Annotated in this window: 3 protein-coding genes; all 3 read right to left on the bottom strand. The window is 65.6% G+C overall.

Going from position 1 to position 19,074, the window contains the following annotated elements; genetic code table 11:
• Nucleotide 1 precedes the first annotated feature (1 nt).
• Nucleotides 2-2,980 (bottom strand): type I polyketide synthase, encoded by a 2,979-nt coding sequence (locus tag ACFOW7_RS07345; RefSeq protein WP_378162647.1) that lies wholly within the window; start codon nucleotides 2,978-2,980, stop codon nucleotides 2-4.
• A 162-nt stretch (nucleotides 2,981-3,142) separates the two neighbouring features.
• The gene (locus tag ACFOW7_RS07350) at nucleotides 3,143-9,589 is read right to left on the bottom strand and encodes an amino acid adenylation domain-containing protein (RefSeq protein ID WP_378162649.1); all 6,447 of its coding nucleotides are present in this window, start codon (nucleotides 9,587-9,589) and stop codon (nucleotides 3,143-3,145) included.
• On the bottom strand, nucleotides 9,579-19,040 hold the full coding sequence (locus ACFOW7_RS07355) for a non-ribosomal peptide synthetase (RefSeq protein WP_378162651.1): 9,462 nt from the start codon (nucleotides 19,038-19,040) through the stop codon (nucleotides 9,579-9,581). The genes ACFOW7_RS07350 and ACFOW7_RS07355 overlap by 11 nt, the downstream gene beginning before the upstream one ends.
• Nucleotides 19,041-19,074 lie beyond the last annotated feature (34 nt).

The raw sequence follows: 19,074 nt of genomic DNA on the forward strand, positions 1-19,074 counted from the left end.
GCTATGCCTCGAAGCTCGTTTCCAACTGCGCCAGGATCAGCAGCTCGACCTGCTCGACCAGGGCAGCGACCGTGGGATATTCGTAGATCGCTGCCACCGACAAGGAGACGTCGAGCCGGTGCCGGATCAGCTCGACCAGCCGGATGCCCAGGAGCGAATCGCCGCCCAGATCGAAGAAGCTGTCGTGAATACCGACCTGCTCGATCTTGAGCAGCGAACCGAACAGCTCGGCAAATACGCTCTCGAGCTCGTTGCCCGGTGCCGTATAGGCCACGGCCAGATCGGGGCGGGCGTGGCGCCGGGCAGCGGGACGCGGAAGCGGCGTCGAGGATGTGGTCGCCGTCGGTTCGGGAGTCGGAGCGGACTCGTCACCGATCCAGAACCGTTTACGCGCAAAGGGATAACTGGGAAGACCTACCCGATGACGGCTGCCCGTGCCGTGACGGGCCGACCAATCGAGCGTCACGCCATGACACCACAGCCCGGCCAGCGCCTCGTGGAACAGCCGGTCTGACACGTCCTGCTCGCTGCGACGCGGCAAGGTGGCCAATTGCGGCAGCTGGCCCAGTGCCGGACCTTGCTGAGCCGTGAGCCGGCGCAGCGTGTCGCCCGGGCCGACCTCGACCAGCAGGTCCACCGCTGCCGCCTCAAGCGTCCGGCAACCGGTGCGGAACTGCACCGTCGAGCACAGTTGCCGGCCCCAGTAGTCGGGATCGGTCGCTTGGGCTGCGGTGATCCAGTCGCCGCTGACATTGGAGATAAACGGTATCGTCGGCGGCCGCAGCGTCAGTGTCGCCACACAGCGAGCCAGACTGTCGGCCGCCTCGGTCATCAGGGCCGAGTGGAAGGCATGGCGGCTTGGCAGCGGCTTGTAGAGATAGCCCTGGGCGTCGAGCACGGCAGCAAATGCCTCGACCGCCGCTTGCGGCCCCGCCACCACGGTCTGGCCCGGACTATTGTCCGCCGCCACCGCAAGCTGCGTATCGGTCAGCAGACCCAGCAGCTCGGCCACCGGTGCCTGTACCGCCAGCATCCGGCCAGGCTGGCTTTGCGCCATGGCCCGGCCCCGGGCGACGATCAGCCTGACGGCCTCGTCGAGTTCGAATACCCCAGCCACACAGGCGGCGCTGATTTCACCGAGGCTGTGGCCAAGCAGGGCGACCGGGCGGACGCCGAAGTCACGCAGTCGCTGCGCCAGCGCATATTCGACCGAGAAGAGCATCGCCTGGGCCAGCAGCGTATCGCCATCCACCCCCTCAGTCCCGAACAGCCGGGCGGACAGATCAAAGCCCAGCAGCGGACTGAACAGGGTCAGGCAGTTGTCGAGATGCTGGCGGAAACCGGCATCGCCTTGATAAAGACGGGCCGCCATCCCAGCGTATTCGGCGCCCTGGCCCGGGAACAGCCAGGCCACACGCGGCGCGTCAAGGGCCGTGATGGCGCTGTCCGCCTGTCCCAGCCGCTCGATGGCCTGGGCCAGATCGTCGGCCACCACGGCAAGCCGTTGCGGCAGGGCAATCAGGCCAAGCTGGGTGGTATAGGCCACGTCGGCTGGCGACAGCGCGGAGAAACGGCTCAGATGGTCGGCCAGCTCGCCGGCGCTTCGACTCAGATCGGCCGGGGTGCGGGCCGACAGGACAAAGGTATGCGGCCCCGTATCCGCTGTCGCCGGCGTCAGCAGCGGCGCCTGCTCCAGCACCACATGGGCATTGGTGCCGCCGATCCCGAAGGAGCTGACGCCCGCGCGGCGCAGCCCGCCCTTGGGCCACGGCCGCAGATGCGCATTGACCTCGAAGGGGCTGCGTTCGAGTTCCAGCGCCGGGTTGGCAGTCTTGAAATGCAGCGAAGGCGGAATCTCGCCGCGTTCAAGCAACAGCACCGTCTTGATCAATCCGACCACCCCGGCCGCCGCATCGAGATGGCCGATATTGGTCTTCACCGAACCAATCAGGCAGCTTGCCGGCGGCAAGGGACCGAAGGCGTCGCGCAGCGCGGCGATTTCGATCGGGTCGCCCAGCGGAGTACCGGTGCCGTGCGCCTCCACATAGCCAATGCTGTCGGGCGCCACCTCCCCCATGGCCAGCGCCGCACGGATCACGGCGGCCTGGCCCACGACGCTGGGCGCCGTAAAGCCGACCTTGTCGGCACCGTCGTTATTGACGGCCGAGCCGAGGATCACGGCGCGGATACGGTCGCCCGCCGCCAACGCATCTTCGAGCCGCTTGAGCACCACCACCCCGGCACCGCTGCCGCCCACCGTACCGCCCGCTTCGGCGTCAAAGGCGCGGCAATGGCCGTCGGGCGAACCGATGCCGCCCGGCTGATAGCGATAACCGGGTACCTGGGGCTGATTGATCCGCACCCCGCCTGCCAGCGCGATCTCGCATTCGCCGCCGATCAGCGCCTGACAGGCATAGTGGATCGCCACCAGCGAAGTCGAACAGGCCGACTGCACATTGAGCGCCGGGCCGCGCAGGTCGAGCTTATAGGCCACCCGGCTCGCCAGATAATCGTTGCTGTTGGCAATCGCCAGCTCGGTCGCGCCGATCTGGCCCTGTCGCACGGCCTCCAGCAGATACTTCCACAGATAAAGATTGGCGCCGGCCCCGGCATAGACGCCGCAACTGCCGCCACGCGCGGCCGGCCCCAGTGCCGCGTCATCGAGCGCCGTCCAGGCCAGTTCCAGAAACACCCGGTGCTGCGGATCGGTGATCTGCGCCTCATGCGGGCTCATGCGGAAGAATTCGGCATCGAAGCAATCGCTGTCCCTGAGCGTGCCGCCGCGCCGCACAAAGGCAGGGTCGGCCAGTTGCTCGGGCTTGATGCCATGCGCCAGCAGCTCCGCGTCGTCGGCCTCGCGCAGCCCCTCGCGGCCCTCGCGCAGCAGTTGCCAGAAGCCTTCCACATCGTCGGCCCCGGGCACCCGGCATGCCATGCCGACGACGGCGATTTCCAGGCCGGTATACGTTCTGTTGTCCATTCCCACCTCTTACCCGACGTTACCGCCGGCTTTATTGCGCTGTTGCCACTGGGTCGGCCGGCACGGTCGCCCTAGTGATGCCGAGATTTTTTTGAAATTATTCTTTATCTTCGCTTTTTGATTAGCATTTGTTTTTCACAAAATTTTATTTTTGCTCCCGAATCAATCCTTGCCCGCCCGGGCCTGGCGCAAGCGGGCCAATCGGTCGGCACGCGGCGCCTGCGCCACTGCGGCGGCAGGGGCGGCGGCCGGCTGGCTCAGCGACTGGGCCAGGCTGCGGATGGTCGGGTAGCGGAACAGCTCGACGATGCTCAACTCCACCCCGAGTGCCTCGCGGATACGCGAGCGCACCTTGATCAGGCTGAGCGAGCTGCCGCCGCTATCGAAGAAATTGTCATGGACTCCCACCTGCGCCACGCCCAGCACTTCGGCCCAGATCCGACCCAACAGCGTCTCGGTGGCATCCTCGGGCGCCACATAGGCCGCCTCGCGCGGCCGGCTGCCCTCGGGAGCCGGCAGGGCCTTGCGGTCCACCTTGCCGTTGGGCGTCAGCGGGAAGCGCTCCAGCACCACCCAGGCGGCCGGCACCATATAGCCGGGCAGCCGCTCGCGCAGCCGGCTTCGCAGCGCTTCCACCTCCAGCACACCGGCAGCCTGTGCCGTCAGATACGCCACCAGCCGCTGGCCGGTCTCATCGAGGATCAGCAGGGCTTCGCGCACGCCCGGACAGTCGAGCAGCGCGTGTTCGATCTCACCCAGTTCGATCCGAAAGCCGCGCAGCTTGATCTGGTGGTCAACCCGACCGAGGAATTCGATCTGGCCATCGGCCAGATAGCGGGCCAGGTCGCCGGTCCGATACATCCGGCCCTCGGCAAACGGGCAAGCCAGGAAACGCTCGGCGGTCAGCTCGGGCCGGCCCAGATAGCCCCGGGCGAGGCCCGCGCCGGCGATATGGATTTCACCGGGCACGCCGATCGGGACCGGCTGCAAGGCGCGGTCGAGCAGATAGATCCGGGTATTGGCAATCGGCCGGCCGATCGGCACGCTGGCGCGCCCGGCCAGCTCGCCCTGGAACACCGTGGCCCATACCGTGGCTTCGGTCGGTCCGTATTCATTGAACAGGCGACTGTGCGGCTGCGCCTGGCGCCAGCCCTGCCACAGCGCGGGCGTCACCGCCTCGCCGGCCACGATCACCGTATGCAGGTCGGGCAAGGCCGCCTCGCGGCAATCGGCCAGTTGCTGGAGCATGGTCGGCACGCACAGCAGGCTGCCGATCCGGTCGCGCTGTAGCGCACGCCAAAGCAGCACGGGGTCCTGCAACAGTTCGCGCTCGGCCACCACCAGACTGTCGCCGGCACACAGGCTGGCGAAAATCCCGGCAATCGAGCTGTCGAACGACACGGGCGACAACAGCAGGAAACGCCCGGCCGGGCCGTATACCCGCAAGCGCGTCAGCGTCGAGCCCAACAGACTGCGATGGCTGACCAGCACGCCCTTGGGCTGGCCGGTGGAGCCCGAGGTGTAGATGCAGTAGGCCAGATGATCGGGGGTGGTGCGGATCGGCAGATTGTCGTCCTGCGCAGCGAACGACTCAGCCTGATCGAGACACAGCACCTGGGCTGCGTGCTGCGGCAGACGGTCCAGCAACGACGACTGGGTCAGCAGCAAGGGCGCTGCGGCGTCCTTGAGCAGATAGGCCAGCCGCTCGGTCGGATAGTCCGGATCAAGCGGCACATAGGCCCCACCGGCCTTGAGTACCGCCAGCAGCGCAAGCACCATCTCCAGCGAGCGCTCAAGGCAGATGGCGACGAGCGTGTCGGGACCCACGCCCAAGCCGACCAGACGATGGGCCAGTTGATTGGCACGGCGGTTGAGTTCGGCAAAGCACCATTGCTGCGCGCCGAACCTCACGGCGATGGCTTCGGGCCTGGTGGTGACCTGACCTTCGAACAACTCGTGGATGCAGCGATCCAGCGGATAGTCCACCGCCGTATCGTTCCAGGCCGCCAACTGGGCCGCTTCGGCTGCGGTCAGCAGCGGCAGATCCTTGAGCGCGGTCTGCGGCGCGGCCACCACCGCTTCGAGCAGGGTACGGAAATGGCCAACCATCCGCGCCACCGTCGCCGCTTCAAACAGATCGGTGCTGTAGGCGAGCGAACCGAGCAGACAGCCTTCCTGTTCGAACAGACTCAGCGTCAGATCGAATTTGGCGCTGAGGTTGCCGCCCAGCCGGACAGGTTCGGCAGCAAGGTTGCCCAGACCCAGCGTGGTCTCTGCCGTGTTGTTCAGGCTCAGCATCACCTGGAACAGCGGCGTATGGCTGAGACTGCGCTCAGGTTGCAGCTCCTCCACCAGCTTCTCGAACGGCAGGTCCTGATGGGCGTCGGCATCGAGCACCGACTCCCGCACCTGTGCCAGCAGATCGATAAAACGCTGCTCGGGCTGCAAGCGGGTCCGCAGCACCAGGGTATTCACAAAAAAGCCGATCAGCCCTTCGATCTCGGCCCGCTGCCGGTTGGCCACCGGATAGCCGATCGAGATGTCGTCCTGCTGGCTGTAGCGATGCAGCAGCACGTTGAACACCGCAGCCAGCGTCATGAACAGCGTGGTCTGTGCCTGCCGGCTCAGTTGACGCAACCGGCCGCTCAGCTCGGCACTCAAGGCCAGCGGAACCGCGGCGCCCTGAAGTGTCCGGCTGGCCGGACGCGGCCGGTCGGTCGGCAGCTCAAGCACGGCCGGCGCGCCTTCGAGCCGGCGCTTCCAGTACTCGACCTGCCGGGCCAGCAGCGGACCTTGCAGCCAGTTGCGCTGCCAGACCGAGAAGTCGGCGTACTGGATCGGCAGCGGCGGCAACGAGGCCGTCTGGCCGCTGGTGTGGGCCTGGTAGAGCGCCGACAGCTCACGCTTCACGATCCCCATCGACCAGCCGTCGGAAACGATGTGGTGCATCGTGAGCAGCAGCAGATGCGTCGTCGCATCGAGCTTGACCAGATGGGCACGCAGCAGCGGCGCCTGGGTCAGATCGAACGGCCGGGCCGCTTCGAGACGGAGCCGATGGAGCGCTTCCGCTTCGGCGTCGGACTGGCCCGACAGATCGACCATTGAAGGAGTCAGCGTGAGCGAGGCGGCAATCTGCTGGAGCGGAACATCGCCCGCGAGGACGAAGTGGGTCCGCAACACCTCATGGCGGGCCAGCAGATCGTTGAGGCTTTGCGCGAGCGCCGAATAGTCGAGCCGGCCCTTGAGCCGCCAGGCGACCGGCATGTTGTAGAGCGGGGAGCCGGGTTCGTACTGTTCGAGAAACCACAGCCGTTGCTGGGCAAACGAACTGACGGGCGCGCTGTGACGAGAGGTCGGGGCAATGCGCGGCTGCTCGGCCCCTTGCGCCAGCGCGACCTGCCGCGCCAGTTCGGCCAGCGTCTGTGCGGCAAAGAAGCTGCGCAGCGGCAGCTCGATCTGGAAGGCCTGGCGTATCCGCGCCACCACCTGGGTCGCCAGCAGGGAATGGCCACCCAGCGCGAAGAAATTGTCGTGGCGGCCGACCTGCTCAAGTTTGAGCAGACCTTGCCACAGGCTTGCCAGCACCGTTTCGGTTTCGCCAAGCGGCGCTTCGAATTCGCTGCGGATCCGCGCGTCCTCGGCAGGGGCCGGCAATGCCTTGCGGTCCAGCTTGCCGTTGGGCGTGAGCGGAAACGCTTCGAGCACCATGAAGGCACTGGGCAGCATAGGGTCGGCCAGATGGGCGGCCAGCTGCGCGCGCAGTGCCGCCGGCGTCAGCGTCGCTTGCGGCTCCGCCAGCAGATAAGCGACCAGTTGCTGATCGCCGCCCGGCTCGCCCCGAGCCACCACCACCGCCTGGCGCACGCCGTCACAGGCCGCCAGCCGCGCTTCGATTTCGCCAAGTTCGATCCGATAGCCGCGAATCTTGACCTGGAAGTCGTTACGGCCGAGGTATTCGAGGGTGCCATCGGCGAGCCAGCGGCCAAGGTCGCCGGTCTTGTACAGTCGGGCAGCCGGGTCCCGATCGAACGGGTCGGGAATGAAGCGTTCGCGGCTCAGATCGGGCCGATTGAGATAACCGCGCGCCACGCCGGCGCCACCGATATGGATTTCTCCGGCCAGCCCAGGCGGCAGCGGCCGCAGCTCGGGGTCCAGGATATGGATGCGGGTGTTGGCAATCGGTCGGCCGATCGATACCGGACGGCCGGTCTGCTCGCCATCGAGCCGCAGACGGGTCGACCAGATGGTGGTCTCGGTCGGGCCGTACAGATTCCATACCGCCGCCAGCGCGGACTGCATCCGCCCGGCCAGCTCCGCATCGAGACGCTCGCCGCCGCACAGCCCCACCAGATCGGGAGCACCAGGCCAGCCGCTGTCGAGCAGCATGCGCCAGGTGGCCGGGGTGGCTTGCAGCACGGTGACGCGATGCTGCGCGATCAAATCGGCCAATTGCTGCGGATCGCCCGCCTGCGAACGGCTGGCCAGCACGATCCTGGCTCCGCTGATCAGCGGCAGATACAGTTCCAGCCCCGCAATATCGAACGACAGGGTGGTCACCGCCAGCAGCGTGTCCTGCGCCCCCAGCGCCGGCGCCTCGGCCATCGAGCAGAGGAAATTCACCAGCTGCCGCTGCCCGACCAGCACCCCCTTGGGCTTGCCGGTCGAACCCGAGGTATAGAGGCAATAGGCCAGATGCTCGGAACGGGCACGCGCGGCCAGGTTCTGGTCCGAGCCGGCAGTCAATGGCTCGTCCAGGCAGACCACCCGGGCCGAATGCGCGGGCAGCCGGGTCAGCAGCACCGATTGGGTCAGCAGCACGGCCGCTGCCGAATCATCGAGCATATGGGCCAGCCGCTCGCTGGGATACGCCGGATCGAGCGGCACATACGCCCCGCCCGCCTTCATGACCGCCAGCAGGCCCACCAGCATTTCGAGCGAGCGATCAAGACAGAGCGCCACCAGCGTATCGGGGCCGACGCCCAGTCCGACCAGATGATGGGCCAGCCGATTGGCGCGGCGATTGAGTTCGCTATAACTGAGCGTCTGCTCACCGAACAGCACCGCCACGGCATCGGGCCGCTCGGCGGCCTGCGCCTCGAATAGCTGATAGGTGCAGCGATCGTGCGGATAATCGCGCGCGGTCTCGTTCCAGGCCGCCAGTTGGCGCTGATCGGCCGCACTCAGCAGCGGCAGATCCTTGAGCGGCGTCTGCGGCGCGGCCACCACGGCTTCGAGCAGCAGACGGAAATGCCCGACCATCCGCTCGATCGTGGTGGCATCGAACAAAGCCGTGCTGTAGTTGAGCGAACCGACCAGCTGGCCGTCCCGCTCGCCCATACCCAGCGTCAGATCGAACTTGGCGCTGACACTGCCAAGCCGCACCGGCTCGGCCAGCGCCTCCCCCAGCACCAGGCCGGTCTCGGCCGTGTTGTTGAGGGTCAGCATCACCTGGAACAGCGGGGTATGGCTGAGGCTGCGCTCGGGTTGCAGCGCTTCCACCAGCTTCTCGAACGGCAGGTCCTGATGCGCATCGGCATCCAGTACCGCATCGCGCACCTGCCGCAGCAGCGCCATGAAGGTCTGCTCGGGCGTCAGACGGGTCCGCAGCACCAGGGTATTCACAAAAAAGCCGATCAGTCCTTCAAGCTCGGGGCGCTGACGGTTGGCGACCGGATAGCCGATGGACAGATCCTCCTGCTGGCTGTAGCGATACAGCAGCACCTTGAACACCGCCGCCAGCGTCATGAACAGCGTGGCCTGGGCCTGCTGGCTCAGTTGGCGTAGCTGGCCGCTCAACTCGGTACTGAGTTCGAAGGCGACACTGGCGCCTTCCTCACTGCGGTTGGCCTGATGCGGACGGTCGGTCGGCAGCGCCAACATGGCCGGAGCACCGGCGAGCCGGCGTTTCCAATAGTCCAGTTGCTGGGCCAGCAGCGGGCCTTGCAGCCAGTCGCGCTGCCAGAGCGAGAAGTCGGCGTATTGGAGCGGCAACGGCGGCAGATTGGCCGGCACACCGCTCAGACGCGCCTGATAGAGCGCCGACAGTTCCCGCTTCGCCACGCCCATCGACCAGCCGTCGGAGACGATGTGATGCATGGTAAGCAGCAGCAGATGCGTCGCCGGGGCCAGCTTGACCAGATGGACACGCAGCAGCGGTGCCCGGGTCAGATCGAACGGCCGGGCCGCTTCGAGGCGAAGCCGATCCAGCGCTGCCGCTTCGGCGTCGGGCTGGTCGGACAGATCGATCAGCGTCGGGCTCAGCGTCAGCGACTTGGCAATCTGCTGGACTGCCTGCTCGGCCTCGATCACGAAACCGGTCCGCAATATTTCGTGCCGGGCCAGCAGATCGTTGAGCGCCTGGCCCAGCGCCTGATAGTCGAGCTGGCCCTCGAGCCGCCAGGCAAGCGGCATGTTGTAGCGCGACAGGCCCGGCTGGTACTGCTCCAGGAACCAGAGCCGCTGCTGCGCCCACGACAGCGGCAAGGGCTGGTCGCGCCGCACGGGAGCGAGCGTCTGCCCCGCCACCGCCCCGCCCGACTCCTGACGCTGCCGCAGCTTTTGCAGCATCACGGCCCGCTTGAGTTGTTCCAAGGTGGCGTTATTGCTCAATTGACGCTCCTTCCAGCAGCGCGCGCAGCGCTTCTTCCGACAGGCCGGCCAGTTCCTGTTCCAGGGCCGCCAGCTCATCGGTGGAAAATTGTTGTAGTTGCAGCTCGGTCAGCCGCGCCGCCAACTGGCTCAGCACCGGCAGCTCGAACAGCTCGCGCAGCGACAGATTGACGCCCAGCCGTTCGCGCAGACGGCCCGCCAGTTGCGCCGCCAGCAGCGAATGGCCACCCAGGGCAAAGAAATGATCGTGACGGCCGACCCGCTCAAGCCGCAGCAATTCCTGCCACAGCGCGGCAATCGTCTGTTCGACCTCGCCTTCTGGCGCGGCGAACTCGCTGTGGATCAGCGCCGTCCGATCGGGCGCCGGCAGCGCCCGGCGGTCGAGTTTGCCGTTGGGCGTCAAGGGGAAGGCCGGCAGCACCACAAAGGCGCTTGGCAACATATGGTCGGCCAGACTGAGCGCGAGCCGGCGACGCAGCTCGGCCGTATCGAGGAGCTGGCCATCGGCCGCGATCAGATAGGCCACCAGCCGTTTATCCCCGTCGTCCTCGTGCGGCACGACGAGGGCTTCGGCCACTGCCGGACACGCCCGCAACGCCGCTTCGACCTCGCCCGGTTCGATCCGGAAACCGCGAATCTTGACCTGATGGTCGAGCCGGCCGAGGAATTCGATATTGCCATCGGGCAGATAGCGGCCCAGGTCGCCGCTGCGGTACAGGCGGCCGTATGGGGTGGTGATAAAGCGCTCGGCCGTCAGCTCGGGACGGTTGAGATAGCCGCGCGCCAGACCATCGCCGCCGATATGGATTTCGCCGACCACGCCCTGCGGGACCGGTTGCCGATGGCGATCGAGCAGATAGATCCGGGTATTGGCAATCGGCCGGCCAATCGGTGCGCTGGCGCCGGCAAAGTCGGGCGGAAAGCGATAGCAGGCCGCAAACGTGGTGCTCTCGGTCGGGCCATAGCCGTTGATCAGCGTGCAGTGCGGCAATCCGTCGAGCACGCGCCGGATCGCCCCCGCTGCCAGCACATCGCCACCGGCCAGCAGTTGCCGCACGCTGCGCAGCGCCGAAAGATGCGTGCGACTGAACTGCTCGAACAGCGCGGCAGTCAGCCACAGGATCGATACCTCATGGCGCTCGATGGCCTGGGCCAGCTCGTCGAACGAAGCCTTGCCCGGCGGCAGAATCGCCAGCCGCGCCCCATTGAGCAGACTGCCCCACAATTCCAGCGTCGATGCATCAAACGCCAGTGGTGCCGCCTGCAGAAATACCTGCGAGGCATCGAGCCGGGCATAGTCGACGTTCCTGACCAGTCGCACCACGCTGCGGTGCTCGATCAAGGTGGCCTTGGGCCGGCCGGTGGAGCCCGAAGTGAAGAGGCAATAGGCCAGATCGCGCGAGCGGACACGGCCGGGCAGATCGTCGAACGGATGGACCGCCCATCGGTCCGGCTCGTCCAGACAGAGCAGCCGGGCCGCCTGAGCGGGCAGGCAGGCACGCAGCTTCGCCTGGGTCAGGATCAGCGCCGCGCCCGTATCTTCGACCATGTAGGCCAGCCGCTCGGCGGGATAGTCCGGGTCAAGCGGCAGATAGGCGCCGCCTGCCTTGAGGATGGCCAGCAGGCCGACCACCATGTCGAGCGAGCGCTCGACGCAGAGACCGACCAGGGTGTCGCGGCCGACGCCCTGCGCGACCAGATGGTGGGCAAGCTGGTTGGCACGGCGATTGAGTTCGCCATAGCTCAGTTGCTGCTCGCCGATAAGCAGCGCCACCGCCTCCGGGTTCGCCCGCACCTGATCCTCGAATAGCTCGTGGATGCAACGCTCGGCCGGATACGCCACCGTCGTGTCATTCCAGGCTGCCAGCTGCTCGACCTCGGTCTTGCTGAGCAGCGGCAAATCCTTGAGAGGAGTAGTCGGATCCGCCACCACGGCAGCAAGCACGGTGCGGAAATGCCCGACCATCCGCTCAATCGTCGCGGCATCGAACAAGGCGGTGCTGTAGCTCAAGGAGCCGATCAGCTGGCCTTCATGCTCGACCAGCCCCAGGGTCAGATCGAACTTGGCCCGGTGGCTGCCGACCCGCAGCGGTTCAGCCTTGACCTCGCCTAGCGCCAAGGGCGCTTCGGCCGTGTTATTGAGGGTCAGCATCACCTGGAACAGCGGGGTATGGCCTGGATTGCGCTCGGGTTGCAGTTCCTCGACCAGCTTTTCGAACGGCAACTCCTGGTGGGCGTCGGCGTCGAGTACCGATTCGCGCACCCGCTCCAGCAAATCAATAAAGTGCCATTCAGGCTGCAAGCGAGTACGCAATACTAGCGTATTTACAAAAAAACCCACCAATTCTTCGATTTCGGCACGCTGCCGGTTGGCGACTGCATAACCGATGCAGATATCGTCTTGCTGGCTGTAGCGATGGAGCAGGACATTGAAGGCCGCCGCCAGCGTCATAAACAGCGTCGATTGGCACTGCCGGCTCAACTGGTGGAGCTGGGCGCTCAATTCGGTTCCCAGCTCGAACGGCACGGCCGCCCCTTGATGGCTGCGGATCGCCGGGCGTGGACGGTCGGTCGGCAGCGCCAGCACCGCCGGTGCACCGGCGAGCTGCCGCTTCCAGTAGTCGAGCCGTTTGGCCAGCAAGGTCCCTTGCAGCCGCTGGCGCTGCCAGAGCGCAAAGTCGGCATACTGGATCGGCAGCGGCGGCAACACCGCCGGCTGTCCGGCACAGCGCGCCCGATACAGCTCGGACCACTCGCGCTTGATCACCCCCATCGACCAGCCGTCGGAAACGATATGGTGCATCGTGAGCAGCAGCAGGTGGGTGGTCTGGCTCAGCTTGAACAGGTGGACACGCAGCAGCGGCGCTTGCGCGGGATCGAATGGCTGCGCGGCTGCCAGACCAAGCTGATGCAGCGCTTCAGTCTCGGCGTCCGGCTGGCCCGACAGATCGACCAGCACCGGACTCAGCGTCAGCGACCCTGCGATCTGCTGCAACGGCATCCCGTCGCCCGGAACGAAATACGTGCGCAATGCCTCATGGCGGGCCAGCAGATCGTTGAGGCTCTGCGTCAGCGCCCAATAGTCCACCACCCCGTCAAGCCGCCAGGCAGCCGACAGGTTGTAGAGCGGCGAGCCGGGTTCATATTGCTCCAGGAACCACAAGCGTTGCTGCGCAAACGAGGCTGGTAATGGCTGGTCGCGCGGCACGATGGCGATGACCTGCGACTGGGCGCCCTGGGCTTCGCTGATCTGCTGCGCCAGCTCGGCAAGGTTGGAGACGGTAAAGAACACCCGCAGCGGCAGCTCGATCTGGAAGGTCTGGCGAATACGCGCCATCACCTGGGTCGCCAGCAGCGAGTGACCGCCCAGTACAAAGAAGTTGTCGTGCAGACCGATCCGTTCGCACTGCAATACCTCGGCCCAGATTGCGGCCAGCAGGGTCTCCACTTCCGTCCGGGGTGCCAGATAGGCAAGGCCACTGTCGGCCTGAAGCGGCGTCATGCCCGTCAGCAGTTTGCGGTCGATCTTGCCATTGGGGTTGAGCGGGAAAGCGTCCAGGAACACCCAGCCCGACGGCACCATATGGTCAGGCAGACTCTGCCGCAGCGCTTGGCGCAAGGCTTCCGCGTCCACCGCCGCTTCCGTCTTGCCCACCACATAAGCCACCAGCCTTTGCTGCGTCGGCTCGACCATCACCACCGCTTCGCGCACGCCTTCACAGCCTTGCAGTGCGTTGTCGACCTCGCTCAGTTCGATGCGGAAACCGCGGATTTTCACCTGATGGTCGGTACGGCCCAGGAATTCGATCTCGCCATTGGGCAGGTAATAGCCCAGGTCGCCCGTTCGGTACATCCGGCTGCCCGGACCATCGAATGGTGAGGGCAGGAACTTCTCGGCGGTCAGGTCGGGACGGTTCAGATAACCCCGCGCCAGCCCTACCCCGGCGATATAGATCTCGCCCGTGACGCCGACCGGCACCCGGTTGAGCGAGGCATCGAGAATATGGATGCGCACATTCGGCACGGGCTTACCCAAGGGAACGCTGCCGGCAGCCGGGTCGGCCAGATGGCTGATTGCCACATCGGCGCATTCGGTCGGGCCGTAGGAATTGACCAGTGTGATGCCGCGTGCCGCCAACTGCGCCACCAGCCCAGGCTCGATCGGCTCGCCCCCGAGCACGACAGTGCGAATCGAACTGTCGGGAATCGCTGCCCGAAACGCCCGGTACGCCGACGGCGCACAGTTGATCCGGGTCGGCCGATGCCGCTGCCACGCCTCGCGCAGCCCATCGCTATCGGCCGTCGCCCCGACCGGCACGATCACCGTGGCGCCAAAGGCCAGCGTGCCGAGCAGGTTTTTCTGGGTCAGATCGAAACTGAGCGAACTTGCCAGCAACACCCGCTCGGACCCGGTGGTATTGACCCGGTCGGAGAAATACCAGCGCACCAGATTGACGAAACCCTGGTGCGTATTGATGGCGCCCTTGGGTTTGCCGGTCGAGCCCGAGGTGTAGATGCAGTAGGCCAGATTGTCGGGGTGGAGGCGGACCGCGAGATTGGCGTCCGAGCCGTCCCTCATCGGCTCATCCAGACAGATCACCCGCGCCGAATGCGCCGGCAGCCGTGCCTGCAACCACGACTGGGTCAGGATCAGCGGTGCAGCGGTGTCGTCGAGCATATAAGCCAGCCGCTCGGCCGGATAATCAGGGTCGAGCGGGACATAGGCGCCGCCGGCTTTCAGGATGGCCAGCAGGCCCACCACCATTTCCAGTGAGCGCTCGACGCAGATTGCCACCAAAGTGTCGGGACCGACGCCCAGATCGACCAGACGATGCGCCAGCCGGTTGGCCTGGCGATTGAGTTCGCCATAGCTCAGTTGCCGGTCGGCAAACACGACCGCCACTGCGTCGGGCTGCTGCGCGACCTGGGCCTCGAACAGTTGGTGGATGGATTGCTGCGGGTTTGGATAGGCCAGCGCAGTGTGATTCCAGGCCAACCGCTGCGCCAGCTCGGCTTCGCTCAGTAGCGGCAATTCCTTGATCCGACGCTGGGGCGCCGCCACCACTGCTTCAAGCAGGGTGCGGAAATGCCCGATCATCCGCTCGATCGTGGCCGCCTCGAACAAGGCCGTGCTGTAACTCAGCGCACCCGCCAGTTGCCCACTGTGCTCAGCCAGCCCCAGCATCAGGTCAAACTTGGCGCTGCCAGTGCCCAGCCGGACCGGCTCGGCCGTCACCTCGGCCAGCGTCAGCGCTTCCTCACCCGTGTTGTTCAAGGTCAGCATGACCTGGAACAGCGGGGTGTAGCTCAGGCTGCGTTCGGGTTGCAGTTCCTCGACCAGTTTCTCGAACGGCACATCCTGATGGGCATCGGCGTCGAGCACCGATTCCCGCACCTGTTGGAGAAGATCGATAAAGCGCTGCTCTGGGCTCAGCCGGGTGCGCAGCACCAGGGTATTCACAAAGAAACCGATCAGCCCTTCCACCTCGGCACGTTGGCGGTTGGCGACCGGGTAGCCGATGCACAGGTCGTCCTGCTGGCTATAGCGATGGAGCAGCACATTGAACACCGCCGCCAGCGTCATAAATGGCGTGGCTTGTGCCTGCTGGCTCAGTTGCCGCAGCCTGGCGCTCAGTTCGGCACTCAACTCGAACGGCACGCTAGCGCCTTCGGTGGTCCGGCTGGCCGGGCGCGGGTGATCGGTCGGCAGCGCCAGCACCGCCGGGGCGCCGGCGAGCCGGTGTTTCCAATAATCCACCTGCCGGGCCAGCACTGCACCTTGCAGCCAATGACGCTGCCAGCGCGCAAAGTCCGCGTACTGGATCGGCAATGGCGGCAGATCGGCCGGCATGCCGCTCAGACGCGCCTGATAGAGCGCCGACAGCTCACGCTTGAGCACCCCCATCGACCAACCGTCGGAGACGATGTGATGCATCGTGAGCAGCAACAGATGCGTCGCCGCATCCAGCTTGACCAGATGAGCACGCAGCAGCGGCGCCTGGCCAAGATCGAACGGCCGGGCCGCTTCGGCGCGTAATTGCCGCAGGGCTTCTGCTTCGGCGTCGGGCTGGTCGGACAGATCGATCAGCGTCGGATTCAACGTCAGCACGTCGGCGATCTGCTGCACCGCGCTTTCCCCGGCCTGGACAAAATGCGTCCGCAGCACTTCATGGCGGGCCAGCAGATCGTTGAGGCTTTGCGTCAGCGCCGGATGATCCAGCGCTCCCTTGAGCCGCCACACGGCCGGCAGGTTGTAGAGCGAGGAATCGGGTTCGTACTGCTCAAGAAACCACAGACGCTGCTGCGCAAACGAACAGGGCAAGTCGCCTTCGCGCGGCGCGACAGCGATGGGCTGTTGCTCAAGCCCTTGCGCCGAGGCGATCTGTTGCGCGAGTTCCGCCAGATTCTGCGCCGCAAAAAACACCCGCAAGGGCAATTCGACCTGGAAGGCCTGGCGGATGCGCGTCACCACCTGGGTCGCCAGCAAGGAATGCCCGCCCAGGGCGAAGAAATTGTCGTGCAGGCCAACCCGCTCGCACTGCAAGACCCCGGCCCAGATCGTCGCCAGCAAGGCTTCGGCTTCCGTCCGGGGGGCGACATATTCAGTACCGCTGTGGGCCTCGGTCAACGCGAGTGTCGCCAGCGCCTTACGGTCGATCTTGCCATTGGGGTTGAGCGGGAAAGCATCCAGGAACACCCAGCCCGACGGCACCATATGGTCAGGCAGACTCTGCCGCAGCGCTTGGCGCAAGGCTTCCGCGTCCACGGCCGTTCCCACCACATAGGCCACCAGTTGCTGCTGCGACCGATCGACCATCACCACCGCTTCGCGCACGCCTTCACAGCCTTGCAGTGCGTTGTCGACCTCGCTCAGTTCGATGCGGAAACCGCGGATTTTCACCTGATGGTCGGTACGGCCCAGGAATTCGATCTCGCCATTGGGCAGGTAATAGCCCAGGTCGCCCGTTCGGTACATCCGGCTGCCCGGACCATCGAATGGCGAGGGCAGGAACTTCTCGGCGGTCAGGTCGGGACGGTTCAGATAACCCCGCGCCAGCCCTACCCCGGCGATATAGATCTCGCCCGTGACGCCGACCGGCACCCGATTGAGCGAGGCATCGAGAATATGGATGCGCACATTCGGCACGGGCTTACCCAAGGGAACGCTGCCGGCAGCCGGGTCGGCCAGATGGCTGATTGCCACATCGGCGCATTCGGTCGGGCCGTAGGAATTGACCAGTGTGATGCCGCGTGCCGCCAACTGCGCCACCAGCCCAGGCTCGATCGGCTCGCCCCCGAGCACGACAGTGCGAATCGAACTGTCGGGAATCGCTGCCCGAAACGCCCGGTACGCCGATGGCGCACAGTTGATCCGGGTCGGCCGATGCCGCTGCCACGCCTCGCGCAGCCCATCGCTATCGGCCGTCGCCCCGACCGGCACGATCACCGTGGCGCCAAAGGACAGCGTGCCGAGCAGGTTTTTCTGGGTCAGATCGAAACTGAGCGAACTTGCCAGCAACACCCGCTCGGACCCGGTGGTATTGACCCGGTCGGAGAAATACCAGCGCACCAGATTGACGAAACCCTGGTGCGTATTGATGGCGCCCTTGGGTTTGCCGGTCGAGCCCGAGGTGTAGATGCAGTAGGCCAGATTGTCGGGGTGGAGGCGGACCGCGAGATTGGCGTCCGAGCCGTCCCTCATCGGCTCATCCAGACAGATCACCCGCGCCGAATGCGCCGGCAGCCGTGCCTGCAACCACGACTGGGTCAGGATCAGCGGCGCGGCGGTGTCGTCGAGCATATAAGCCAGCCGCTCGGCCGGATAATCAGGGTCGAGCGGGACATAGGCGCCGCCGGCTTTCAGGATGGCCAGCAGGCCCACCACCATTTCCAGTGAGCGCTCGACGCAGATTGCCACCAAAGTGTCGGGACCGACGCCCAGATCGACCAGACGATGCGCCAGCCGGTTGGCCTGGCGATTGAGTTCGCCATAGCTCAGTTGCCGGTCGGCAAACACGACCGCCACTGCGTCGGGCTGCTGCGCGACCTGGGCCTCGAACAGTTGGTGGATGGATTGCTGCGGGTTTAGCTGGGACAGCGCGGTGTGATTCCAGGCGACCAGTTGCGCCAGCTCGGCTTTATCGAGCAGCGGCAGATCCTTGATGCGCTGCTCGGGCGCCGAGATGGCCTGTTCCAGCAGACAGCGGAAATGGGAGAACAGCCGGTCGATGAACCAAGGCGCGAACAGCCGGCTGTCGTAGACGATAAAGCACTGCACGCCGCTGTCGCTTTCGACGAACTGCAGCGAGAAGTCGAATTTCGAGTAGCTGGTCTCGCGATAGACCCGCTCGACCTCGGTCCCGCTCAGGCCAAGCGGGCAGGCCGACGCCTTGAGGTAGTTGAAGGTGTTCTGGACCAGTGGCTCACGGCTGCGGTCCTGTTCCTGCACCAGATCGCGGGCCAGCAGCGCAAACGGATAGTCCTGCTGATCCATCGCCAGCAGCATGGCGCGACGGGTCTGGCCCAGCAGCGTCTCGAAGCTGGCAGCAGGGTCGATCGTGGCACGCAGCACCACCATATTGACGAACATCCCGACCGTCTCTTCGCTGCCGGGCGCCATCCGTCCGGCTACCGGCATGCCAAGACCGAAGTCGGTCTGGCCGGTATAGCGACAGAGCAGGCTTTGATAGGCCGCCAGCAAAACGGTGGCCAGCGTGCAGCGTTTGCTGACGCAGTATTGCTTGAGCCGAGTGAGGAGTTCAGCCGACATCGGCTGGCTGAAGGTATTGCCGGAGAAATCGCGCACGGCCGGCCGCGGAAACTGACGCGGCAACTCCAGTACCGTCGGCATGCCGGCCAGCCGCTTCAGCCAGTCACGCCGGCTCTGCGCGAGCAGGCGCTCGTGCCCGGGGCTTTTCTCCGCCTGGGCGAACTCGCCGTAATGACGCGCCACGGTGGCGGGCAGATCGCCGCGATAGGCCGCCGACAGGTCGCGCGCAATCAGCTCGATCGACCAGGCATCGGAAACCAGATGATGCTGCACCAGCACCAGATAGTGCAGCCCGCTGCCCTGACGATAGAGGATGGCCCGGATCGCCGGTTCATGCCTGAGATCGAACGGCCGCTCGATCTGCCATTGCGCCAGCTCAAGGATGGACAGTTCATCCGAGGTCTCGATCAGCTCGAACGGCGTCTCCACCGGCTCGATCACCCGCTGGAACGGGCCTTCGGGCGTTTCACCGAAAATCGAACACAGCACCGGGTGACGACGCATGACACGGTCGAGGGCCAGCCGCAGGCGGGGAATATCCAATTCCCCTTCGATGCGATAGATACTGCCCATATTGTAGGCACCCGATTCGGGCGCCCATTCGGTCAGAAACCACAGCGACTGCTGCGCATAACTCAGCGGATAAATGTCGTTTTTATTGTCTTTATAGCCGGATTGCACAATGAGACCCTCGTGAACTCAAACGCTTGCATGG

The organism is Chitinimonas lacunae, assembly GCF_042650885.1.
GTDB classification, from domain to species: Bacteria; Pseudomonadota; Gammaproteobacteria; order Burkholderiales; family Chitinimonadaceae; genus Chitinimonas_A; species Chitinimonas_A lacunae.